This is a genomic window from Rhodococcus sp. SJ-2, assembly GCF_053750035.1.
On the sequence record NZ_CM132340.1, the window covers coordinates 5,075,267 to 5,101,800 of the forward strand.

General features: G+C 68.8%; 6 protein-coding genes. 3 read left to right on the forward strand and 3 right to left on the reverse strand.

What is annotated here, in order from left to right; genetic code table 11:
• The first annotated feature begins 29 nt into the window (after positions 1 to 29).
• Positions 30 to 434: a pentapeptide repeat-containing protein gene (locus tag ACSYG9_RS23785; protein WP_440127778.1), complete on the forward strand. Its 405-nt coding sequence runs from the start codon at positions 30 to 32 to the stop codon at positions 432 to 434.
• Between the two features lie 48 nt (positions 435 to 482).
• The gene (locus ACSYG9_RS23790; protein ID WP_454840216.1) at positions 483 to 1,157 is read left to right on the forward strand and encodes a DUF4158 domain-containing protein; all 675 of its coding nucleotides are present in this window, start codon (positions 483 to 485) and stop codon (positions 1,155 to 1,157) included.
• A gap of 373 nt (positions 1,158 to 1,530) precedes the next feature.
• Here the strand turns inward: ACSYG9_RS23790 and ACSYG9_RS23795 are convergent, their stop codons facing one another.
• A complete protein-coding gene (locus tag ACSYG9_RS23795; RefSeq protein ID WP_454840218.1) occupies positions 1,531 to 2,493 on the reverse strand; it encodes a quinone oxidoreductase family protein in 963 nt (320 codons plus the stop codon).
• Positions 2,494 to 2,722: 229 nt separating this feature from the next.
• Positions 2,723 to 3,100, reverse strand: a complete 378-nt coding sequence (locus ACSYG9_RS23800; RefSeq protein WP_440127779.1) for a VOC family protein — start codon at positions 3,098 to 3,100, stop codon at positions 2,723 to 2,725.
• Between the two features lie 99 nt (positions 3,101 to 3,199).
• Between ACSYG9_RS23800 and ACSYG9_RS23805 the strand changes: the two genes are divergently transcribed.
• Entirely contained in the window at positions 3,200 to 3,925 is a 726-nt protein-coding gene (locus tag ACSYG9_RS23805) for a TetR/AcrR family transcriptional regulator (RefSeq protein WP_454840220.1), read from the forward strand.
• A 17-nt stretch (positions 3,926 to 3,942) separates the two neighbouring features.
• Here the strand turns inward: ACSYG9_RS23805 and ACSYG9_RS23810 are convergent, their stop codons facing one another.
• Complete coding sequence (locus ACSYG9_RS23810; protein ID WP_454840222.1) at positions 3,943 to 26,091, reverse strand: non-ribosomal peptide synthase/polyketide synthase; 22,149 nt, start codon at positions 26,089 to 26,091, stop codon at positions 3,943 to 3,945.
• Between the last annotated feature and the right edge of the window lie 443 nt (positions 26,092 to 26,534).

Genomic DNA, 26,534 nt, shown 5'->3' on the forward strand with positions numbered 1-26,534 from the left:
CCCAAGACCTCGCAGATTTGCGGAGTGAAATGTTCGTCCGGAAAGTAGTAATCGAGGAGTTGTCGCTTCGATCGAGTTGGTGGGCCGACGCTCGCGGAGTTGCTCCGCCTGAAACGAGCGTGCCTCGTCTGTCGCGACTATCTCGCTGGTCACACCTGAGAACCGGACTGACATCCTCAGTCCTTCCGTCGATCGACCTGCGGCACGGACACTTGGCAGGTGTCGATCTCAGTCGTTCCGATCTGTCGAGCGCGGACTTGTCGAGATCCGATTTCGAAGCGGCCAATTTCACGGACACTTCCCTCGTGCATGCCGCAACGAAAAGTCCACCGCATGTTGCGAACGGCGCGACATGCGGTGGATTCGTGTTCCCGAGTACGCATGTGGGGTCCAGTGGTGCGCAAAGTCGCGCTAAGTCTGTCCGGTGGGGCTGATTGGGGTGGTTGCTGAGTGGTGTCGTGGCGCTGGTTTCATGAGCGGCTGTGCGTGATGAGGGTGTGGTGCCGGGTACGGCCAGTTCGGGGGTGTTGACGCGGGCCGAGTTGGAGCGGTTCTTCCATCTCGACGAACAGGGCCGGGAGTTGATTGCCGAGCGGCGCCGCGACAGCAATCGATTGGGGTTCTCCGTCCAGCTCGTGACGGTCCGCTACCCGGGGATGTTCCTGCCGGATCCGCTGGAGGTGCCGGCGAATGTGGTGGACTATCTGGCCGAGCAGCTGGGCATCGATGATCGGTGGTGTGTGAAGTTGTATCTGGACCGCAGGCAGACCCGGTACAGCCATCAGGACAAGATCATCCGCCGGTACGGGCTGATCGAGTTCGCCGATATAGAGGGTGAGCTGGTGGCGTGGATCGCTGATCAGGCGTGGGCGACAGGCGACAGCCCGAATGTTCGCACCGCCGGGGCGGTGCGGGTGCTCCTTCCGGCGATGATGCGGCACATCGACTTCGCCGAGCACTCCTCGAAGTGGCGTGACCCGCGCACATCTGCTGTCGGGAATGGCGTGGGAACCGGAGTTCGCCGAATCGTTCACCCACGTCGCTTGCACCGGCGCACGGGCGGCGAACCTCGGGGTGTCGGTTGCGGCGGTGCTGTGCTCGCAGGCGATGAATGTCGTCCTGGCGCCGGTGGTTTCACCGGGGCGCGGACGCGTTGACCCGTGACCTGTTCCGGCACGTCGATCAGCATTACCTGTGCTGAGGCGATGGCGGTAGCGAACACGGCGCCGGTCAACCCGGCTCTCGGCGTTCGGGCGCCGCCATATCGGTTCGAGGGTCACTACGGCTTCCATCTGTCCGAACTCGGCGGCCACCGGCCGTTGCGCGATCCCGACGCCCCGAGGACGACGACTGATCCGCAGCCGGACTTGGCTGGGTGCCGTGATCATCGAACTTCCCCAGGGAAGTAAACAGTGAAGCATCGTCTCCATCCCGCGCTTGCGAAGAGCGCGGACGAACCTCACCTGACCCGATCAGGAACCATCTGGTTGTGTCTCGTGCTCTGCCGCAATAAGGCAGTTCAAGCAAGTATCAGCTGGGCTTGAGTAGCGTTTTCCCGGTTGTTTCGCGATTCTCAAGAGCTTGGTGGGCCTTGGCGGCGGTGCTGAGCGGCCGCACCGAGCCGATCAACGGCCGCAGCATGCCTGCCGAGGCGAGGGCGAGCGCCTTGTCTGCATACGAGCGACGGTGAGGCGGAGGCACAGTGGCGCTCGCATATCCGGTAACGGTGGCGTTGCCGAACATTACCTGGGTTGCGTCGATGCTCGAAGCGCCCCCACTGTTGCCGCACAACAGGATTCGTCCGGTTACGGGCGTGACCAGCGACAGCGCTTGGCCGGTCACGCGGCCACCAACGGTGTCCAAGACGACGTCGACAGTGCCACCGACAGCAGCGCGGACTTGCTCGGCCCAGTCGGATCGGCTGTAATCGACCACGATGTCGGCACCGATTTTTTCGGCTACAGCCATTTTGTGCTTGCCGCCGACCGCTCCGATCACCGTCGCGCCCGAATGTTTCGCCAATTGCACCAGCAGGCTGCCGACTCCGCCCGCGGCAGCATGAATCAGAGCGGTTTCCCCGCTGCGAAGGGCCGCTGCGGCGGTAATTCCGATTGCTGCCGATCCCTGCGCTAACACAGCAGCAGCATCGTCATCCGACAGCGCTGCCGGAATCGACAACGCCGAGGCAGCTGGAAGGACAACGAACTCCGCATATCCACCACCCACGGTGCTACCAACAACGCGTTGGCCGACCCGGTGTGATTCAACGTTCGGTCCGACCGCCTCAACCGTGCCTGCCACTTCGAACCCAGGAATGAACGGCAACGCTAGGGCCATCGGTGCAGCACCTGAGCGAATGACAACGTCGGCGAAGTTCACTCCCGCCGCAGCGACCCGAACCAGAACTTCACCGACACCGGGAACGGGGTCGTCGATTGTTTCGTAAACTAATACATCCGGTCCCCCGAAGGATCCGAGCCGAACCGCTCGCATGCTGACCTCCCCAGCATTCCGACACCTCGACCAGGACGTCACCCTTACTGACCATCACGGGCCGTAGGTGCCACGCTACCTGCCGACGCACCCACCATATTCAAATCGTAGTGCGAGAAGAAACTACCGGGACGGTGTCGATGACTCGGTCACGCGGCCCACTGTGGCGCGGCCCGACCAAGGCGAAGCCTTAGCGCGACTTTTCGCCCCAATTGGCCGAGTAGCGGAGTCAGACCCACTGCACGAGTTGCCACACGATGCCGTTGGGGTCGGCGAACTGGCAGTAGCGCTCGCCCCAGGGTTCGGTTTCCGGCGCAGTGATCACCGAGGCGCCCTCGCCGACGATGCGGGCATACTCGGCATCGAGGTCGTCGACGACGAAAGCGATCAACATTCCTCGGCCGGCGGGCCCCGCGATGGACGCGGGCTTGAAACTGGCCAGGCCGGTGCGCAGGAAGACGATGTTCAGTCCCGCGCCGGGGTGTTGCAGGGAAACGAATCCTTCGTCGGCCATCGCTTCGGTGAATCCGAAGTGCCGCTTCGCGAAGTCGGCGGAGGCGGCGGTGTCGGCGACGTTGAGCGACAGGGCTGTTCCGGTGATGTTGATGGTGACCTCCAGGGGACTCACGAAACCTTATGCGGTGTATACTTTATTCAGTGTATAGAATTATCGGGAAATGTGCACCCCGAGCTCAGGAGAGACCCGATGGCCCGCGATCTGATCGATCTGCTGTGGCGCGATCACCCCGACGCACCGCGCGGCGGCACCCGCGGTCCGCAAGCGAAAATTACGACCGCACAAGCAGTGTCGACCGCCATCGACCTCTCCGACTCCGAAGGGCTCGACGCTGTGACGGTGCGCCGACTCGCCGCCGACCTCGGCGTCTCCGGGATGGCTCTCTATACCCACGTCGGGTCCCGCGACGACCTGCTGGTGCTCATGGTCGACGCCGCGCGCGCCGGCCGACCCCGCGCTTCCTATCCGAGCGAAGACTGGCGTGCCCGGGTCCGGCAGGTCGCCGAGGCGGACCTCGCGCTGTATACCGCGCACTGGTGGCTGCTCGATGTCAACGATCAACGGGCCTCGCTGGGACCGGGCACCATCGCGGCCTACGACCACGACCTGCACGCTTTCGATCACACCGGGCTGACGGACCTCGACCGCGACGCCGCGCTGACCTTCGTCGCAGACTTCACCCGGGCGTCGGCGCAGGCACGCCGCCCCGACCCCCGGGCCGCCGACATGGCCGAGGTGTGGTCCGCGTGGCACCGGCGCCTCGCCGGATATATCGGCGACGACTTCCCGCTCGCCCGGCGGGTGGGCGGCGCTGCCGGGGCGGCACTGAACACCTCCTACAGCCCGCAGAGTGCATGGAAGTTCGGGCTCGACCGCGTCCTCGATGCCGTACAGTCCCTCATCGACCGGGCCTAGCCTCCACACCTTCGCACTCAACGCGACAGTCCCGAACCGATCCCCCAACGGTCCTGCCCCCGACGAAGACTCGCATCACTGTCCTCGAACCGCGCGGTAAGCACTGCGGCGATGTCCTGCGCGGCCGGCGGCGCCACCATCTCGTGATGCTCGCACTCGATGCGGAACTGGTGGATCTCACCGTCGACGATGTCGTGCCACGCCGCGACAGCGGGCACCGACCCCGCCGAGCGGGTGGCGGTGAAGAACAACACATCGCCGTGGAAGGTCACCGGCGAATGCCGGCGCGCTGCGCGGGCCGCGGCCGCCGATCCGGTGTGCAACCGTTCGAGGTGCTGTGCGGTCAGGCCCGACAGTTCCCCGAAGGACCGTTCGAGAACCGCGAGTGCCTCCTCGTAACCGAGTTCGGGTCCGCCGTTGACCGACACCCCGAGATCGCGGAGCATATCCTTGACCCCGGGCGCCGCCCCGCCCGGCACGTTGAGATGCGCATCCAGCAACGCAAGGGTGTCGACCAGCTCCCCGTCACGTTGCAGTTCGACAGCGACGGCGTGCGCGACGATCCCGCCGAGCGACCACCCCAGCAGGTGGTACGGGCCATGCGGCTGCACCCGTCGGATCTCCTCGGCGTAGCGCACGGCCAACGACCGGACGCTGTCGACGGTGCCGGAACCGCTCAAGGTGGGCAACTGCAACCCGTACACGGCGCGTTCCCCGTCGAGATGCTGGGTCAGACTGGCGTATCCCCAGGCCAGACCCGCGGCAGGGTGCACGCAGAACAACGCTGGTGTGCTCCCCTCCCGCAGCGGCACCAGCACCCGTAGCGCGTCGTCGACGGTGCCGCTGTCGGCGTCACCGCCGAGATGCTGGGCCAGGTCGGCGACCGTCGGATGAGTGAACAACGCGGGCAACCCGATCCGCCGATTCAGGCGCTGCGACAGATCCGGGACGAGACGGGTCGCGAGCAGCGACGTGCCACCGAGCTCGAAGAAGTTGTCGTCGGCGGCGACTGCCGTCAGACCCAGATGGGTGGCGAACACCTCCGCGACGAGACGTTCGAGGTCGGTGTCGGGAGCCCGGCCCGTCGCAGCCCGGGCCGTGAAGTCCGGCGCAGGCAGCGCCCGGCGATCCAGTTTCCCGGCGGGCGTCAGCGGGATCGTGTCGAGTACGAGGATCACCGTCGGCACCATGTGCCCGGGCAGGTGTGCGGCCACATGCCGACGCAACACCGCCGGGTCGGGCACGGTGCCCTCCACCGCACGCACGTACGAGACGAGCACCGTCTCCCCCGATGGGGCGGTGTGGCCGAGGGTATGCGCGAACACCACCTGGTCGTGGCCGGTCAGCGCGGTGTCGATCTCGCCGAGCTCGACCCGGAACCCACGGATCTTGACCTGGAAATCCGAACGCCCCACATACTCGAGCTCGAGCCGACCCTCCGGCTCACCGACCCACCGCACCACATCACCGGTGCGATACATCCGCTCCCCCGCCGACCCGTACGGATCGGCAACGAACCGGGACGCCGTCAGCTCCGGCCTGCCGTGATAACCACGCGCCAGACCCGGCCCGGCCACATACAGTTCGCCGGCCACCCCCACCGGGACGGGACGCATCCGCGCATCGAGCACCAGCGAGCGGAATCCACGCGACGGACTGCCGATGGTTACCGGGTGTCCCGCGCGCAGCGGCGCGGTCAGCGAGGTCATGATGGTCGCTTCGGTGGGGCCGTAGGCGTCGATCATGCGGTGTCCGCCGGCCCAGCGGTCGACGAGTTCCGGTGGGCACGCCTCACCGGCGACGAGCAGCACCTGCAGATCGGGGACCTGCGCCGGATCGAGGGAGGCGAGAGCGGTCGGGGTGATGAAGGCGTGGTCCACGCGGTGGGCGCGCAGCGCCGCGGCGAGGTCATCGCCGCCGTACACGCCGGGAGGCACGATCACCAGGCTCGCTCCCGCGGACAGCGCCATCATCATCTCGAAGATCGACGCGTCGAAACTCGGGGACGCCAAGTGCGAGACGCGGCTGCCGGGTTCGACGAGCAGATGGTCGTGTTCCTCGGCGGCGAGGTCGGCGAGACCGCGGTGGGTGACCGTCACGCCCTTGGGGCGGCCGGTGGATCCGGAGGTGTAGATCAGGTAGGCGCCGTGGTCGGGGCGCAACGGCACCGGACGATCGTCGTCGGTGATCGCGGTGGTGTCGCGGCCGGTCAGATCCGCGCGGATCTCGTCGGAGTCGAGGACGAGCCAGTCCACGGTGTCCGGGAGCGTATCGCGGTGCGCGCTGTCGGTGACCCCGACGGTTGCCGCACTGTCGGTGAGCATGAACTCGATTCGTTCGGGCGGATAGGTGGGGTCGACGGGTACGAACATCGCGCCGCTGCGGGTGGTCGCCCACACCGCGGCCACCGAATCGATCGACCGGGGCAACGCGAGCGCCACCACGGTGTCGGGGCCGGCACCTCGCTCGAGGAGCAGCCGCGCCAGCGCGGTCGAGGCCCGGTCGAGTTCGCGGTAGGAGATGGTGCGGTCTCCGTCGACCACTGCGACCGCGGTGGGATCGACGGCGACGGCCTCGTCGAGCAGATCCGGCCATACGCGGGCGCCGATACCGGCAGGCCCCCACGCGGGCACCAGAGCGTCATGTTCGCGCGCGGTGAGCAGGTCGATGTCGCCGACCGGGACCTGCGGATCGGTGGTGACCGCGTCGAGCAGCCGGGTCAGCCGTGCCGCGAACCCGGCGACGGTGTCGGCGTCGAACAAGTCGGTGGCGTACACGAACGCAGCGTCGAGACCGCCCTCGGTGACGCCGGTATCGAGTGCCCCACCGGCGTCGGCGACCAGCAATTCGAGATCGAAGTTGCACACGGTCGGGTCGAGGGTCATGCCCTGCACTGTCAGGTGCGGCAACTCGAACGCCACGCGTCCGGTGTTCTGGAATTCGAGGGACACCTGGAACAGCGGCGAATGCGCGGTCGAACGGATCGGGTCGGCGGTCTCGACCACGGTCTCGAACGGGATGTCGGTGTGCGCGAAAGCCGCAAGGTCACGGTCGGTGACGTCGGCGAGCAGTTCGGTGAATGTCGCTGCCGCAGGTACCGGGGTGCGCAGCACCACGGTATTGACGAACATGCCGACGACGTCGTCGAGGTCGCGGTGTCCGCGCCCGGCGACCGGGCTGCCGACGGCGATGTCTTCTGTGTTCGACAGACGCGCGAGCAGCACGGCGAGGGCGGCGTGCATTGTCATGAACACGGTGGTGCCGTGCGCCGCGGCCAGCTGGGTGAGCCGCTGATGCAGCGCCACGTCGATGGGGAAGCGGACCACATCGCCGCGGAACGACTGTTGCGGCGGCCGGGGCCTGTCGGTGGGTAGCGGCAGCACCTCCGGCAGTGCGGCGAGGGTCTCGCGCCAGAACCGGGTCTGGGCTTCGGCGAGGGAGTCGGGGTCGGCCGGGTCGCCGAGCCGGTCGTGTTGCCACAGGGCGTAGTCGGCGTAGTGGACGGGCAGCGGCGTCCAGGCGGGCGCGTCGCCGCGGGTGCGGCCCTGGTAGGCCACCATCAGGTCGCGGGCCAGGGGTGCCAGCGACGAGCCGTCGGCGGCGATGTGGTGCACCACGAGCACCGCGATGTGCTCGTCGCGTCCGAGCGCGAAGACCCGCGCGCGCAGTGGCACATCGACGGTGACATCGAAGCCGGCCGAGGCGAACTCGGCGACCGCGGCCAGCGCTGTGTCGGCGTCGGCAGGTACCACGTCGAGTGTCAGTGGCACGTCGTCGGCGGCGAGGATGCGCTGGTGTGGCCCGTCCGCGGTGGCGGGGTACACGGTGCGCAGTGCTTCGTGCCGGGCCACCACGTCGTGCAGGGCGGTGCCGAGCGCGGCGCGGGACAGGTGTCCGCTGAGTCGGATGGCGAGGGGGATGTTGTACGCGGCGGAGGCGGTGTCGAACTGGTTGACGAACCAGAGGCGCTGCTGGGCCGGGGACAGCGGGATACGGGCGGGGCGGGGCGCGGCAGTGGGGCCGGTGCGCGTCCGGGGGTGGTCGGCGGTGCTGTCGACGGAGTGCAGGTGTGCCGCAAGTTCCTGCACGGTGGGGTGTTCGAACAGGGCGCGTACGGGGATGTCGCGGCCGAGATGCTCCCCGATGCGGGTGACGGCGCGTGTTGCGATCAGCGAGTTGCCGCCGATGTCGAAGAAACTGTCGGTTGCCGACAGGGTGTCGAGTCCGAGCAGTTCGCGCAGGTGTTCGGCGAGGACGGTTTCGAGTCCGTCGGCGGGTGGCTGGTGGGCGGTGCCGGTGCGGGTCAGGTCCGGTGCGGGGAGGGCGCCGCGGTCGAGTTTCCCGACGGGCGTCAGCGGGATCTCGTCGAGCACGGTGATGAAGGCGGGCACCATGTGTGCAGGAAGATGCTGTGCGACATAATTTTTGATGGTGTCTCGGTCCAGCGTTCCGGGGGCGACCGGGTGACAGTGCGCGACCAGCACCGTCTCCCCCGACGGCGCGGTGTGCGCGACGGTCACGGCGAACCCGACATCGGGATGGGAGGCCAGGGCGGCGTCGATCTCGCCGAGTTCGACGCGGAACCCACGGATCTTGACCTGGAAGTCGGCACGGCCGACGTATTCGATCTCGAGCCGGCCGGCCGGGTCGCCGACCCACCGCACCACATCACCTGTGCGGTACATCCGCTCCCCCGCCTGCCCGTACGGGTCGGCGACGAACCGGTCCGCCGTCAGATCCGGGCGAGCATGATAGCCCCGCGCCAGGCCAGTGCCTGCGAGATACAACTCACCGGACGCCCCAACCGGGACGGGACGCAGCAGGTCGTCGAGGATCACGGCGTGCACTCCGCGCAGGGGCGGTCCGAGTGTCAGGACGCTGTCGCGGCGCAGCGGGTCGCTGATCGCGGCCATGATCGTGGTTTCGGTGGGCCCGTAGGCGTCGACGAGGCGACGACCCGGCGCCCAGGCGGCGAGCAGGTCCGCCGGCCAGGCTTCGCCGCCGACGGCGAGGTCGACGAACGCGGTCAAATCGGCCGGATCGAGTGACGCGAGCGCGGCGGGGGTGATGAACCCGTGGGTGACAGCGTGCTCGGCGAGGAACTGCCCGAGTTCGGTGCCCCCGTACAACTCCGGCGGAACCACCACGAGTGTGGCACCGGATCCGAAGGCCAGCAGGTACTCGAAGATCGACGCGTCGAAACTCGGGGACGAGAAGTGCATGACGTTCGAGCCCGGTCCCGCCCCGAAACGCTCCCGCTGGTCGAGTGCGAAATTGTGCAGGCTGCGGTGTGTGGTCACCACACCTTTGGGGCGACCGGTGGAGCCGGAGGTGTAGATCAGGTAGGCGGCGTGGTCGAGATGCAACGGTCTCGTCCGGGCGGTGTCGGTGATCGGTGCGCCGGTCCCGGTGTCGGGATTGTGCAGATCGAAGCTGTGCAGATCGAACCACTGCACCGTGTCCGGCAACCCACCGCGATGTGCCGCGGTCGTGACCCCGACGGTCGCACCGCAATCGGCGAGCATGAACGCGACGCGCTCGGCCGGATAACGGGGGTCGACCGGCACGAACGCCGCCCCCGTCTTGGCGATCGCCCATATCGCGAGCACCGACTCGACAGAGCGGGCGATGCCCAGCGCAACGGCCGTATCCGGCCCAGCTCCTACATCGATCAACTTGCGCGCCAATAGATTCGAGCGACCGTCGAGATCCCGGTAGGTCACCGCGACAGCACCGTCGGTCACCGCGATCGCATCGGGATGCGCGGCCGCGGTGGCGGCGAACAACTCCGGCAACGTCAGCGTCGACCCCCCGGCCGGGCCACGCACCGGGGTCAGCGCCGCCCGTTCGGCGGCGGTGAGCACCGTGCACTGCGCGAGCCGCGCGCCAGGGTCCCCCACCAACGTGGTCAACGCCGCCACGATGCGGTCGGCGACGACCGCCACCTCACTGCGATCGAACACCTCGGGCAGATATTTCATCCTCAGATGCATGGCGGTGTCGGTGTGCGCAACGATGCTCAGCGGATAGTGGGCAGAGTCGCGGCCGGTGATCCCGGTGACGCGCATTCCGGCGATATCGGTATCGGCGCTCATCCCGGCCGCATCGACCGGATAGGACTCGAACACGGTCAAGGTGTCGAACCCGACGGCGGCACCGACATGCCGATCGAGGGTGTTCAGATCCACATGATGATGATCGAGCAGCGCCGCCTGTTCGGCCTGCACCCGATCGACGAGCGTCGCGACAGTATCGCCGGGGTGCACGGTGACACGGACGGGGACGGTGTTGATGAACAACCCCACCATCGTCTCGATCCCCGCCACCTGCGGTGGACGCCCGGAGACAGTCGCCCCGAACACCACATCGCTGTGACCGGTGAGGGCACCGAGCACCAACCCCCACGCGACCTGCACCACAGTGTTGACGGTGACCCCACGCGCGGCAGCTACCGCGTCGATCCGGGCCGACAGATCCGCACCCACCTCGACATCGAGGTCTGCGGAGACACCGCTGCCCGTGGCAGTACGGTGCTGCGGAGCGAGCAGCGTCGGCTCGTCGACCCCGGCCAGCGCGCGACGGTAGGCCTGCACCGACGCGTCCTGGTCCCGGTCGGCAAGCCATGCCAGATACGTCCCGAAACTGTGGGGCCGCTCGAGAAGCGCGGTATCACTGTCGGTGGCATACAGCACGAGCAGTTCCCGGATCAGAACCGGAGTGGACCAGCCGTCGAGCAGCAGATGATGGTTGGTCAGGGCGACACGGTGCCGGTCCGGTCCGATGTGCACGACCGTGACCCGGAGCAGCGGCGCGGCGGTGGTGTCGAATCGGGTGGTGCGGTCCAGATCGAGCAACCGGATGGCGGCAGCGTCCGGATCCGGGTCGTCGCTGGTGTCGGCCACCGTGAACGGCACGTCGGTGTGCGTCGGCACGACCTGCACGTATCCGTCCGCGCCGTCACCGGTGAACGCGACCCGCAGATTCGGGTGCCGCACCAGCAGCAACTGAAACGCGCGCCGCAGCCGCGCCGCATCGAGTCGGCCGGTGACCTCGAGCACGAGCTGGACGACATACGCGTCGGGGCGGTCCCCCGCCAGCAATGCGTGGAACAGCAAACCGGTCTGCAGCGGTGCGGTCGGCCAGACCGTCTCGAGCGGACCGTACCGATCCTCGAGCTGTTCGAGGGTCGCCTGATCGAGCCGCACCAGCGGCAGATCCGACGGCGTCAGACCTCCGGCGTGCGGGCTTCGCGCATGCCGCGCCAGCGCCGTCGCCGCGGCGGTGAACCGCGCGGCGAGGGCGGTGACCTCGGTGTCGTCGAGCAGCCCTTCCGGGAACGACCAGAACGTGCGCAGCACCGGCCCGTCGGATCCGTCGACCGTCACCGCATTGAGATCGATCACCGCGGCGGCCGGCATGTCGGGGCTCTGCGTGCCGCCACGCCCGAACGCCCCGATCGGCAACCACGGCACATCGGCGGCGGTGTCGGTCCCGACGGTGGGACGGCCGAGATAGTTGAAACTCAGTTGCGGAGTGGCCAGCGTCGCCAACTCGGCGGCGGTGTCCGCGGCGAGATACCGCAACAGACCGAAGCCGACACCGTGATCCGGCACCGCGGCGAGATGTTCTTTGACGGTCTTGATGGCGCACCCCGCAGCGGGCCCCCCGGCAAATGCGTCGTCGACGTCGAGTCCGGCCAGGTCCAGCCGCAACGGGTGGATGGTGGTGAACCAGCCGACGGTGCCACCCAGATCGGCGCCGTCCGCGGCGGACGTCTCCCTGCCGTGCCCTTCCACATTGAGGAGCACCTCGTTGCGGTGTTGCCCACGGTCGCGGCGCCACGCCGTGACCGCAAGCGCGAAAGCGGCGAGCAACCCGTGCTCGACCGAACCGTGGAACCGCTCGGGCACCGTCGTGAGCAGCGCCTCGGTCACCGACGTGGGCAGCACCGATTCCACCGTCGAGACCGTGTCGTTGACATCCACCGCCGGATCGAACGGCCGATCCCCCACCGGAGGTTCGACGACATCGACGGTGCGGCGCCAGAACTCGAGTTCGGAGCGGCGCCCCGGATCATGCGCCGACTCGGCAAGAGCGTGCGCCCACCGACGCACCGATGTCCCCGCGACCGGTGGCAGCGCCGCCGTAGGCGAGTCCGGATCGAGGCCGGCCGCCCACGCCGCCGCGAGATCGGGCACCAGGATGCGCCACGACACCCCGTCGACCGCGAGATGATGAATCACCAGCAGTAACCGGCCGGCGCCCGTGGCCGAATCGAACCACACCGCCTGTATCAGCACCCCGGCCGACGGATCGAGCCGGTCGGCGGCCGCGTCGAGTTCGTGCGACGCGAGAGCGAAGAACTCGGCGGTGTCCGCGGCACTGGTGACCGGCACCCGATAGATCACGGTCTCGGCGTGCACCGTGCCGGGCGGGTCGACATGCAACGCGACACCGCGCGACGCCTCGGCACTCGGATACAGGCGACCGCGGAGTATATCGTGCCGATCGAGCAGTGCCTGGATCAAGGCGGTCAGCACAGATCTGTTCAGGCCGGTCGGCAGTCGCAGCAGCACCGCCTGCGTGTACCGGTCGTAGCTGCCGCCCCGCTCGAGCATCCAGTGCACGATCGGGGGCAGCGGCACCTCACCGACACCGCCGCCGGGCAGTTCCGACAACACGGTCGGCGCGGCGGCGACCGCGGCGACCGCGGCGAGCGCCGCGGGGGTCTTGTGCTCGAACACCTCCCGCGGCGACAGCTCCAACCCGGCGGCCTTCGCGCGCGACACCAACTGAATCGACATGATCGAGTCGCCGCCCAAGGCGAAGAACGAGTCGTCGACCCCGACCGTGTCGAGACCCAGCACCTGCGCGAACAATTCGACGAGTCGCACCTCGCGGTCCCCGGCCGGGGCGCGGGTCACGGCGGACCGCGCCCCGAAATCCGGGGCGGGCAACGCCCGGCGATCGAGTTTGCCGGTGGCCCCCACCGGCAGGGTGTCGAGCACGACGAGGGCGGCGGGCACCATGTAGGCGGCGAGATCGGTGGCGACCTGCGCCAGCACGGCGTCGACCTCGAGATCCACCCCGGTTTCCGGCACAAGATACCCGACGAGGCGGTCGGTGGCGGTGCGCTCGTCGTGGTGCACGACCACGACAGCACGGGCGACACCGGCCGTACGCAACAGCGCGGCTTCGACTTCGCCGAGTTCGATGCGGAAACCACGCATCTGGACCTGGAAGTCGCTGCGTCCGACATATTCGATGTCGCCGCCGCGGGTGCGCCGGGCCAGGTCCCCGGTGCGATAGAGCCGCGCACCCGGACCACCGTGCGGGTCGGCGACGAAACGGGTGGCGGTCAGATCGGGACGATGCAGATAGCCGCGAGTCAATTGTCCCCCCGCCACATACAGTTCACCGGTGGTGCCTGCAGGCACGGGATGCAGCCGGGTGTCGAGGATGTGCAACTGCAGTGACGGAAGCGGTGCACCGATGAGGCTGCCATTGGCCTCCGCGGCCACCGCGCGACCCAACGGCAACGCGGTGACGTGCACGGTGGTTTCGGTGATGCCGTACATATTCACCAAAGTGGGCGACGTGTCGTCGTGCCTGCGATACCAGCGGTCGAGCTGCGCCAGGTCGAGGGCTTCACCACCGAAGATGATCCAGCGCAACGGCAGCGGTGGACCCCCGGCCACCCGGTCGGCCTCGACGAGTTGCTGGAATGCCGTCGGCGTCTGGTTCAGGACGGTGACCTGCTCGCGCCGCACCAATGCGAGGAATTCGTCGGGGGTGCGGGCGGTGTGGTAGTCGACGACGACGAGACGACCGCCGTGCGCGAGCGCACCCCACAGTTCCCACACCGAGAAGTCGAAGGCATAGGAGTGGAACAGCGTCCACACGTCGTGCTGGTCGAAACCGAACTGGGGGTGGGTGTCGGTCATCAGGGTCACCACGGTGCGGTGCGGCACCACCACCCCCTTGGGGCGGCCGGTCGAGCCGGAGGTGTAGATCACGTACGCCGTCTGATCCGGATGGACCGCACCCCGCTCTGCCTCGGTCAGGGCCGCGGTAGGAAGCGCCGAGAGCCGGTCGAAGACTGCCTGCTCGTCGAGCAACAGCATCTCCGGGGCGGTCTCGGGCATGAACGCGGCGTGCTCGGCGGTGGTGAGGACACACACCGGACGCGCATCGGCGAACATGAACGCGAGACGCTCCGGCGGATACGCCACGTCGATCGGCAGGTACCCGGCACCGGCCTCGAGGATCGCGAGCAACGCGACGACGAGTTCGCAGGTGCGAGGCAGCGCGACCGCGACGAGGGTGTCCGCGCCCGCGCCGTGATCGAGCAGCAGCCGGGCAAGTCGGTGGACACGGTCTTCGAGTTGCCGATACGTCAGATGCCCGTCGTCGGCGGTCACGGCGACAGCGTCGGGGTCCACGGCGGCGCCGCGGCGGAACAGATCGAGCAACGTGTCGCCGTTCGCCGCGGTCCCGCTTGCGCGACTCGCCGCGGTGAGCGCGTCGTGTTCCGGTTCGGTGAGCAGATCGAGATCACCGACAGCAAGGTCCGGATCGCCGGTGACGGCGGTGAGCACCCGCACGAACCTGTCGACGATCGCCTCGGCGGTCGCTGCGTCGAACAGATCGGTGGCGTAGGTCAGTGCGCAGCTCAGACCGCCGCCGGGGACCTCCTGCACGTTGAGCTGGACATCGAACTTCGCGACATTCAGATCGGCGTCGAGAGCCTCGACGGTCAGCTCCGGCAGCTCGAGATGAGCGCGCTCGACGTTGCCGAACTCGAGTACCACCTGGAACAGCGGGGAATGATCCGTGTGGCGAGTCGGGTCGAGCGCATCGACCAGTTTCTCGAAGGGCAGTTCGGTGTGCCCGAACGCCGCCAGGTCGATCTCGCGAGTGCGATGCAGGTGATCACTGAACGACAGTCCCCCGGTGATGGGGGTGCGCAGCACCACGGTGTTGACGAACATCCCGACCAGGTCGTCGAGCGCACGATGTCCACGTCCTGCGACCGGGCTGCCGATCGCGATGTCGTCGGTACCCGACAACCGTGCGAGCAGCACCGCCAGCGCGGCGTGGACGGTCATGAACACCGTGGCGTTGTGAGCAGCGGCGAGATCGATCAGTGCGTCGTGCACGGGGCGATCGACCTCGAAGTGGTGCACGGCGCCGCGGAACGACTGCTGCGGTGGCCGGGGCCGATCGGTGGGCAGCGGCAGCACCTCCGGCAGACCGGCCAGGGCGGTGCGCCAGAAATCGAGTTGGGTCGCGGCGATCGAGTCGGGGTCGGAGGGGTCGCCGAGCAGCTTCTGTTGCCACAGGGCGTAATCGACGTACTGCACGGCCAGGGGCGACAGTTCCGGGGCGGTGTGACGGCTGCGGGCCAGATAGGCGGCCATCAGGTCGCGGGCCAGCGGCGCCATCGACGCACCGTCCGCGGCAATGTGGTGCACCACCACGACCAGCACGTGCTCGGTGTCGGACACTGCAAGCAGGGCGGCGCGGACCGGCACCGCGGCCGCCACATCGAAACCGGCACCGATCAACTCGGCGATCCGGCCGGGCAGATCGGCCTCCGAGATGGGCTCCGGGCGCAGCGCGATCAGCACCTTCTCGGTGGTCGCGATCAGCTGCCGAGGCCCGTTCTCGTCGCCGGGATACCAGGTGCGCAATGTTTCGTGCCGGTCCAGCAGATCCGCTACGGCGGCGTCGAGGGCCGCCGTGTCGAGGCGGCCGGTGAGGCGGATCGCGAGGGGAATGTTATAGGCGGCGGAGGTGGTGTCGAATTGGTTGACGAACCACATCCGCTGCTGGGCGGGGGCGAGCGGCAACCGCTCGGGGCGCACCGCCGGTACCAGCGGGGTGTGTCCGTGCCCGCCGTGATCGTCGAGGACCCGCGCGGCGAGGGCGCGCACGGTGGGGGCTTCGAACAGGACCCGCACCCCGGCGTCGGTGCCCAGGGCGGTGTTCACGCGGGCGACGACGCGGGTGGCAATCAGCGAGTTGCCGCCGATGTCGAAGAAGTTGTCGTCCACCGATACCCGCTCGTGGCCGAGGACGTCAGCGAGGATGCCGGCGAGAACGTGTTCGAGGTCGGTGGCCGGCGGATGGTAGTGACCGCCGGTGGCGGTCAGATCCGGGACGGGCAGTGCCCGGTGGTCGAGCTTCCCGACGGGGGTCAGGGGGATCTCGTCGAGGACCACCACGGTCGCGGGCACCATGTGGGAGGGCAGGCGTGCGGCGACGTGCGCGCGGACCGCGGCGGGGTCGATGTCGGTGCCGGCGTCGGGGAGCACGTAGGCGATCAGGACGGTGTCGCCGGAGGGTGCGGTGTGTCCGGTGGTGTGCGCGAACGCGACGTGGTCGTGGCCGGTGAGCGCGGCGTCGATCTCGCCGAGTTCGATGCGGAAGCCGCGGACCTTGACCTGGAAGTCGGATCGCCCGAGGTATTCGACGGTGTGGTCGGTGCGCCAGCGCACCACGTCGCCGGTGCGGTACATCCGTTCCCCACTGCGGCCGTAGGGGTCGGCGAGGAAGCGGGCCGCGGTCAGGTCGGGGCGCCGGTGGTAGCCGCGGGCCACACCGGGCCCGGCGATGTACAGTTCGCCGGCGACCCCGACGGGCACGGGTCGTAGTCGGTCGTCGAGGACGACCTGGTGGAAACCGACGGCGGGGCCGCCGACGGTGACGACCTCCTCGGGATGCAGGGCGGGGCTGACGCTGGTTTCGATGGTGGCCTCGGACGGGCCGTAGCCGTTGAACATCTGCCGGCCGGGTGCCCAGCGGGCGACGAGTTCCGGTGGGCAGGCCTCCCCGGCGACGACGAGGACGCGCAGGGTGTCGAGGTCGTGCGGGTCGAGCGATGCCAGGGCGGTGGGGGTGATGAAGGCGTGGGTGACCTGTTCGTCGCGGAGCAGCCGGGCGAGTTCGTCGCCGCCGTACACGTCGGGAGGCACGATCACCAGGGTGGCGCCTGCGCAGAACGCCTTGGTGTACTCGAAGATCGAGGCGTCGAAGCTCGGGGACGCCAGATGCGAGACACGGGCGTGGTGGGTGATCGTGAAGTGTTCGCGGACCTCGGCATTGAGGTTGGTCAGGCCGCGGTGGGTGACGACGACACCTTTGGGGCGGCCGGTGGAGCCGGAGGTGTAGATCAGGTAGGCGGGATGGTCGAACCGCAGCGGTGTGGTGCGGTCGGTGTCGGTGATCGGGTCGGTGGACGCCGCGGCGAGACGCTCGCGCACGGCCGGATCGTCGAGGACGAGCCACGGCACCGTGTCGGGGAGCCGGTCGCGGTGCTCGATGGTGGTCAACCCGAGGGCGGCGGCGCAGTCGGTGAGCATGTAGGTGATGCGTTCGGGTGGGTAGGTGGGGTCGACGGGCACGAACGCCGCGCCGGTCTTGGTGACCGCCCACACCGCCGCCACCGACTCGATGGAACGTGAAATACCCAGTGCTACAACATTTTCTGGACCAACGCCACTGTCGATGAGTAGGCGGGCGACGCGGGTGGACCACTCGTCGAGGTCCCGATAGGTCACCTGACGGCCCCGGAACGACAACGCCACCGACTCGGGCATGATCGCGGCGATCGCGGTGAGCATCTCCGGCCACTGCTGCGGCGAGACCGGAGGACGGCCGCGGGCCGGAGCGAGGATGGCCAGTTCGGCCTCGCTGACGATGCCGATGTCACCGACCGGAATCCGCGCCCCCGCCGCGGCCGCACTCGAGTCCGATACCGCGGCAGGTCCGGCGCTGACCGCATCGAGGATGCGAATGAACCGGTCGGCGAAGGAGCGCACGGTGTCGGTGTCGAACAGATCCGTGGCGTAGGTGAAATACGCCGAGATCCCGGCAGGCCCCCGGTCGTCGACGGTTTCGGCGACCGACAACTGCAGATCGAACAGCGACAACGGCGCCGCGAGATCGAGAACTGCGACGGTCAGATCGGGCAACACCACCTCGGGGCGTTCGGTGTCCTGGAACTCGAGCATCACCTGGAACAGCGGTGAATATGCCGTCGACCGGGGCGGATCGAGAACCTCCACGAGACGCTCGAACGGAATGTCGGCGTGATCGAACGCCGCGAGGTCGTCGTCGCGGACCCGCTGCAGCAACGCCGCGAACGGTTCGGTGTCGTCGACCCGGGTGCGCAACACGACGGTGTTGACGAACATGCCGATCAGATCGTCGAGGTGGCGGTGCCCGCGACCCGCAACCGGGGTGCCGATCGCGATGTCGGAGGTCGACGACAACCGCGCGAGCAGCACCGCCAGCGCCGCGTGCACCACCATGAACACCGACGTGTCGTGCCTGCGCGCCAACGCCACCAACCGGCGGTGGGCCGCGGCATCGAGGGTGAACGGCACCCGGCCACCACGGCGGCTCTGCTGCACCGGGCGGGCACGATCGAGCGGCAATTCGAGCAGTTCCGGAACCCCGTCGAGATACTCACGCCAGAACCGCAACTGTCGCGCGGCGAGCGACTCCGGGTCGGCCTCGTCGCCGAGCACCGCCCGCTGCCACAGCGTGTAGTCGGCGTACTGGATCGGCAACGGCGCCCAGCCGGGATCGTGCCCGGCACTGCGCGCCGTATACGCGATGATGACGTCGCGGGCCAGCGGGCCGAGGGAGAACCCGTCACCGGTGATGTGATGCAGCACCATCACGAGCACGTGCTCGCTCTCGGAGAGCGCAAGCAACCGGACACGGGCGGGGATTTCGGTCGCGACGTCGAATCCGGTCGCCGCGATCTTCTCGATGTGCGCGTCCACGGTGTCGGCGTCGATCGCGGTGACGGTGAAGTCCGCGAGCGACGCCGCCGCGGCCGGGACGATCACCTGCACGGGAGCGGTGTCGACGAACGGGTAGCGGGTACGCAGCGATTCGTGGCGGGCGACGACATCGGCGACCGCGGCCCGCAGGACGTCCAGCTCGAGGTGTCCGGTCAGACGCAGCGCGACGGCGATGTTGTAGGCCGGAGACGTCGTGTCGAACTGGTTGATGAACCACATCCGTTGCTGCGCCGGGGACAGCGGCAGCGGAGCCGGGCGTGGCCCGGCGGCGAGCGGCGGGCGCGCGGCGGCGGGCGCGGGGGCGTGGTGCACATGGTCGAGCACCCCCGCAACGGTCGGATTGTCGAACAGGTCGCGGATGCCGAGGTCGACGCCGAGTGCGACGGACAGCCGCGCGGCGAGCCGCATCGCGAGCAGGGAGCCGCCGCCGAGGTCGAGGAAGCTGTCGTGCAACCCCACCCGGGGTACGTCGAGCAATTCGGCGAAGGTATCGGCGACGAGTTGCTCGACAGGGGTGCGCGGCGGACTGTACGGGCGGTCGGGTGCGGTCGGGTCGGGCGCCGGGAGCGCATCACGGTCGAGTTTGCCGTTGACACCCACCGGGAACCGATCGAGCACGATCAGCGTGGCGGGCACCATGTATTCGGGGAGTTGCCGGGCGAGTGCGGCGGTGACCGCGACGGTGTCGACGCTGCGGCCGGGGTGCGGCACCACGTACCCGGTGAGCACATCGTCGGCGAGGTGATGGACGAGCACCGCGGCCTGCGCAACGTCCGGCCGGCTGCGCAGGGCATGTTCGATTTCGCCGAGCTCGATACGCAGGCCCCGGATCTTGACCTGGAAGTCGGTGCGCCCCAGGTACAGCAGGGCGCCGTCGGGGCGGCGGGTGGCGAGGTCGCCGGTGCGGTACATCCGCTCCCCCGGCTGTCCGTGCGGGTCGGCGACGAACCGGTCGGCGGTCAGTGCGCCGCGGCCGAGATAGCCCCGGGCGAGTTGCACCCCGGCAAGATACAGTTCGCCGACCGCCCCGACGGGCACCGGATGCAACCGAGCATCGAGGACATAGGCGCGGGTGTTCCACACCGGGCCACCGAGCGGCACGGTGCCGGTGTCGTCGTCACTGGTGGCCCAGGCAGTGACATCGACGGCCGCTTCGGTGGGTCCGTACAGGTTGTGCAATCCGATCCGGGGGAAGGCGCGGCGGGTCGCGGCAGCGGTTTCCGGAGGCAGCGCCTCACCCGAGGCGAACAGATGCCGCAGGGAACTGCCCGCCGCCGGCCGGGTTTCGGCGGCCGCGGTGAACACCGCGAGCATGGACGGCACGAAATGCGCGACCGTGATCTGTTGCGCGTCGATGAGATCGAGCAGGTAGTGGGGATCACGGTGCCCACCGGGTGCAGCAAGCACAAGCCGTGCCCCGGTATGCAGGGGCCAGAAGAACTCCCACACCGACACGTCGAATGTCGCGGGGGTCTTCTGCAGCACGCTGTCGGCGCCGGTCAGCGGATAGGTGTGCTGCATCCAGCGCAACCGGTTGACGATGGCGCGGTGGGTCACCGCGACGCCCTTGGGGCGGCCCGTGGAGCCGGAGGTGTAGATGACGTAGGCCAAATCGTCACCGACCGGGGCGCGGCGGTCGGTCTCGGTCAGCGGCGCATCCGATTCGCCGTGGAGGTCGAGCGTGTCGAGGTGCAGGACCTCCACATCGGAGCCGGCCAGGCAATCGGCGTCGGCGGTGGCGGTCAGGATCAGCGCGGGGCGGGCGCTGGTGAGCACATAGCCGGTGCGTTCGGCGGGGTGTTCGGGGTCGACCGGCAGGTACGCGGCGCCGGTCTTGACGATCGCATACATGCCGACGAGCAGTTCGAGCGACCGGGACACGGCCAGGCCGACGATCCGGCCGGGTCCGGCGCCGCGGCGCAGCAGGAGGCGGGCGAGACGGGTGGTGACGGCATCGAACTCTGCGTAGCGCAGAGCGCGATCCCCGGCGACCACGGCGACCGCGTCCGGCGTGGCAGCAACCTGCGCGGCGAACGGGTCGAGGAGGGTGGCGTCGGGCAGCACCACAGTGGTGGCGTTCCATTCGTCGAGCACCCGGCTGCGTTCACCGGCGCACAGCAGGTCGAGATCACCGACGGCGCGGCCGGGGTCGGTCACCGCGGCGGTGATCAGCCGCACGAGGCGGTCGATGAATCCGGCGGCGGTCTCCGCGTCGAACAGATCGGTGGCGTACGACAGGGCACCGTGCAGCGAGTCGATGCCGCCGTCGAGGCCCGGGATCTCCGTGACCGTCAGATGCAGATCGAACTTGGTGGTGGCGGTGTCGATTTCGGTGATGTCGACCGTCAGGTCCGGCAGTTCCAGGTGGGCGGTGTCGTTGTTCTGGAAGGCGAGCATCACCTGGAACAGCGGGGAATGCGCCGCCGACCGGTGCCCGGCGAGCAGATCGACGAGCGCATCGAACGGCAGATCGGCATGTGCGAATGCTTCGAGATCACCGTCGCGGACCGCCCGCAGATAGGCGCCGAACGGCATCGCCGGTGGCACCGCGGTACGCAGCACGACGGTGTTGACGAACATGCCCACCAGGTTGTCGAGTTCGGGTTCACCGCGACCCGAGACGGGAGTGCCGATGAGGACGTCGTCGCTGCCGGACACCCGCGCGATCAGCAGGCTCACCGCGGCGTGCATCACCATGAACTCGGTGGCGCCGTGCGCGTGCGCGACCGCGCTGATCCTGCGGTACAGGGCAGGATCGATGTCGAAGTCGACGGTGGCGCCGCGGAACGACTGGGTCGGGGGCCGCGGCCGATCGGTGGGCAGCGCGCCGATCTCCGGGGCGCCCGCGAGCCGGGTGCGCCAGAAGTCGAGTTGCTGCGCGGCGCGGGATGCGGCGTCGTCGACGGTGCCGAGGATCTCGTCGAACCACAGGGTGTAATCGGCGTACTGCACCGGCAACGCGTCCCACTGCGGGTTCCGCTCGTCCCGGCGCGCGAGATAGGCGGTCATCAGGTCGCGGGCCAGCGGCGCCAGGGACGCACCGTCCGCGGCGATGTGGTGCACGACCACCGCGACGACATGATGCTCGTCGTGCACCCGCAGCAGCCGCAGCCGCACCGGTGGATCGACGGTGACGTCGAATCCGGCGGTGACGACCTCGGCGACCGATCGCTCGAGGTCGGTCGGGTCGACGGTGGTCGGGTTCGGATCGAGGTCGATCTGCGCCGCCGAAAGGATCTGCTGGATCGGGCCGTCGGCGGTCGCGGGGAACAAGGTCCGCAGTGCCTCGTGCCGCTCGAGCAGATCGTGCACCGCGGCGGTGAGCGCGGCGACGTCCAGCCGGCCGGTCAACGTGATGGCGATGGGAATGTTGTAGGCAGCGGAGGCGGGATCGAGCTGGTTGACGAACCACAATCGCCGCTGGGCCGCCGACACCGGTACCTGCTCGGGCCGGGGGCGTGCGGTCAGCGGAATCCGGGTGAAACGTTCCGCGGTAACGCCGCTCGCGTCGAGGTGCGCGGCGAGCGCCCGCACGGTCGGAGCCTCGAAGAGGGTGCGCACCCCCACCTCGGTGCCGAATGCGTCGTTCAGGCGCGCCACCACACGGGTGGCGATCAGGGAGTTACCGCCGAGGTCGAAGAAACTGTCGTCGAACCCTATCCCGTCGAGACCGAGTTGGTCGGTCAGGATCTGCGACACCGCGGTTTCGGTGGGCGAGCCCGCTGCGTCGCCCGTCGCGACGGTGGTGGCGAACACCGGCTCGGGCAGGGCCCGGCGGTCGAGTTTGCCCACCGGGGTCAGCGGGATGTGGTCGAGCACCACGAGCGCGGCGGGCACCATATGCGCAGGCAGCCGCCGCCGCAGGTGCTCGGCCACGGTGTCGGTGTCGACGACATGTCCGGTCTCGGGCAGGAGGTAGGCGACGAGCATCGGATCGCCGGACGGTGCGGTGCGGCCGAGGGTGACGGCGAACGCGACGGTGGGATGGTCGGTCAGGGCGGCGTCGATCTCACCGAGTTCGATGCGGAAGCCGCGGATCTTGACCTGGAAGTCGGAGCGGCCGAGGTATTCGATGGTGCCGTGGTGATGCCAGCGGACCACATCGCCGGTGCGGTAGGTGCGCGATCCGGGTGGGCCGTACGGGTCGGCGACGAAGCGGGCCGCGGTCAGAGCGGGCCGGTCGAAATAGCCGCGGGTGACACCGGGCCCGCCGACATACAGCTCGCCCGCGACCCCGCGCGGCACCGGATGCAGCCGGGGGTCGAGGACCACTTCGGTGACCCCACACACCGGCGCCCCGAGCGTGACGGTCTCGCCCGCGACGAGCGGGTCGGTGATGTTGACGACGATGGTGGTCTCGGTGGGTCCGTAGGCGTTGAACATGCGCCGGCCCGGTGCCCATCGTGCGGCGAGTTCCGGGGGGCAGGCCTCGCCGGCGACGGTGATCGCCCCGGCCTGCAGTCGGGCCGGGTCGAGTGACGCCAACGCTGCGGGGGTCGAGAACATGTGGGTGACGCGTTCCCGATTGAGCAGATCGGTCAGTTCGTCACCGCCGTACACGGTGGCGGGGACGACCACGAGGGTGGCGCCGACCCCGAACGCCGTCATGTATTCGAAGATCGAGGCGTCGAAGCTCGGGGACGAGAAATGTGAGACCCGGGCGGTGGGCGGCGGGGCGAGGCGAGTGTGCAACGTGGCGGACAGGTTCGCCAGGCCGCGGTGCGGGACGAGCACCCCTTTGGGGCGGCCGGTGGAGCCGGAGGTGTAGATCAGGTACGCGGCATGATCGAAATGCAGATCGCAGGGACGGTCGGCGTCGGTGACGGGGACCCCCGAGGTGTGCTCGATCCGGGTCCGCAGAGCGGGATCGTCGAGTTCGAGCCAGGGCACGTGGTCGGGCAGCTGCGGCCGGTGCGCGCCGACGGTCAGGCCCAGTACGGCACCGGAGTCGGTGAGCATGTAGTCGATGCGGTCGGTGGGGTACGCCGGGTCGATCGGCACGAACGCCGCACCGGCCTTCGCGACCGCCCACAGCGCAGCCACCGATTCGATGGAGCGGGCGATACCCAACGCGATGATGCGGTCCGGTCCGGCACCCGCGCCGATGAGGATGCGGGCGAGCCGATTGGACCATAGGTCGAGTTCGGCGTAGGTCACGGCGCGGTCGCCGCACACGAGGGCGGGGCTGTCGGGGACGATCGCGGCGACCGCCGAGAGCAGTTCGGGCCACAGTTGCGGAGACATCGCGGGGCGGCCGCGGGCGGGCAACAACCCGGCCGGCTCGTCGGGCGCGACCACGGGCAGATCTCCGACCGGGCAGGCCGGATCTGCGCAGGCGGCAGTCAGGACGCGGCCGACCCGCACCACGAAGTCCGTTGCCGTCTGCGAGTCGATCTCGTCCGGCCGGTAGGTGCCGTGCACGTGCAGAGCGTCGGCGGTCACCGTCATGTGCAGTGCCAGCGCGGCGTCCGCTGCCGGCCCGGTCGCGGGGCGTGCCTCGGTCCCGGTGACCGTCAGAACCACCGGCGGGACCGGAGCGGGGCCACACGAGGCCAGCACCTCGGCCGTGACATCGGCGTGCGCTGCGGCCTCGGTGTCGAGCGTGTCCAACCGCGCGAGCAGGTCGGTGAACGATTCGCTGCCGTCGATGCGAGCGCACAACGGCAACACCACGGCGCTAGCGGGCCACCCGACGACGGTGTATTCCTCGGCGGTCAGGCGGGCCTCGACGATCGCGGTGGCAGCGTGCAACACCGGGTACCAGGTGTCGGCGAGGCCGGACGGGTGCGTGCCGTCGGCGACCTCGCGCACGACCGCGAGCGCTGCGGGGGGCAGGGCGAGGACCGTGTCGACAACGCCGATCGGCTCGGCGGGCACACCGGGGTTCGCGGTCTCGACGGGTGTGCCCTCGTCGACGGTGCTGTGCGGCAGCCGGAGCTGTTCGGGTGCCCCGGCGAGGGTGTGGCGCCAGAACGCCTCGGTCGCCACTGCGTGCCTGCGGCGACGGCCGATCTCGGCGGTGGCGGGGTCGATCCGGTCGAGCGGGGTGTCTCCTGGGGCGCGCAGGAACTCGCCGAGCAACGCGACGAACGCGGCGTGGTGTTCCGCGAGTTCGTCGGGATCGTAGCGGTGCGGGTTGCCGCGGAAATCGATGAACGTCTTCGCGGGAGTTCCGCTCTGATAGATGTTGACCAGCAGGTCCTCGACGGGGCCGGAGGTCATGATGTGGAATTCCCCGCGGATGTCCCCGAGGGTGATCTGCTGACGGAAGAGCATGACGTTGACCATCGGCCCGGCGTAGCGGGTCGGGTCGCCCGCGGCACCGCTTTCCCTGCGGATGTCCTCGAGGCTGAAACGCTGGTGCCGCAACGCCCCGGTGAGCTCCAACTGCACCCGTTGCACCAGATCGTGGCGGGTGTCGTCGGCGGCGAGCCCGATGTGCATGGGCGCCGTGTTGACGAGCATGCCGCCGCTGCGCCGCACGATCGCGGTGGTGCGGGCCGAGACGGGCAGATTGATCACCACGTCGTCGTGGCCTGTCATGCGCGCCAGATAGGTCGAGAAGGCTGCGATGACCGTCGCGGTGGACGACGAGCCGGCGGTCTCGTCGCTCGCGGTCAGGGCCCGCACCAGATCGTCGGGCAGTGCGGTGCCGGTGAGCAGGCTCTGGGCAGCTGTCGGGGCGTCGCGGTGCGCGAGGGTGGATCCGGCTTCGAGTCCGGCGACCCGTTCGAGCCAGTAGTCGCGGTCGGAGAGGTAGCGGGCCGAGCCGTGATAGTCGCGGTCCCAGTCGTAGAGGGTGCGCAGGTCCGCGGCGCGCGCGGAATCGGGTTCCCGCTGCTCGCGCGCCGCGGTGTACAGCGCGGCCGCCCGGTTGATCATGGTCATCGCGGCGTAGCCGTCGAGCGCGACATGGTGGATGCGGGTGTACCAGAAGTACCGGTCGTCGGCGACCTGCAGGATCGCCATGTTCACCAGCAGGTCGGTGGTCAGATCGACCGGTCGGGCGTAGTCCGCGTCCATCCAGTCGCGGGCGGCGCGCAGCGGGTCGGTTTCACCGCGCAGGTCGACCTGCGGGATGGTTTCGGAGGCGATGGAGCTGTCGACGACCTGGTAGGGCTCGCCGTCGACTTCGAGGATCCGCAGATAGGCGGATTGGAACTCGCCGCCTGCCAGGTACGAGACCCGGCACAGCAGGTCGATGTCGAGGTCGCCGCGCAGATCGATGTACTGCGCGATGCAGATCGGCACGTGCGGTGCGAGTTGCTGCGCGAACCAGATCGATCGTTGAGCGGACGACAGCGGGAAGGCGCCTTCGGGCAGCGCCGACTCATGAGATCGCAACGACATTCCCCTCCGAGAAGCGATGTGGCCGAAACCGGCGCGCCCCGACATCGCGTCATGGTGGCTCCATAGGTGCCCCATTTTTCCGGTCGTGCGTTCGCTTCCGAGTGATCGGAAGCACTCCCCAAGCTAGACCACATCCGTTGCGTCCCGGTGCGGTTTCGCGCCGCAGAAAGGAGACGGGGAGCGAAGGCGATACCGGTGGCGATACCGATCGGTAATTCGGATCGAACCGGTCACCGGCCGCGCACCATTTGTCCGCGAGAATCATTACTTTTTCATCGCGATTCGATCACCGTTCGATATTCGATTGCGAAATGCCCGATTTGCGACGGCAAATTCGGAAACCGCACGAAACCCGCTCTCGGTGCCTATTCTCGAAACTCGGATCACACCTGTCCCACGATTTGCGGTACCCGACGATTGTTCCCGCCTGACGCACCACTCTC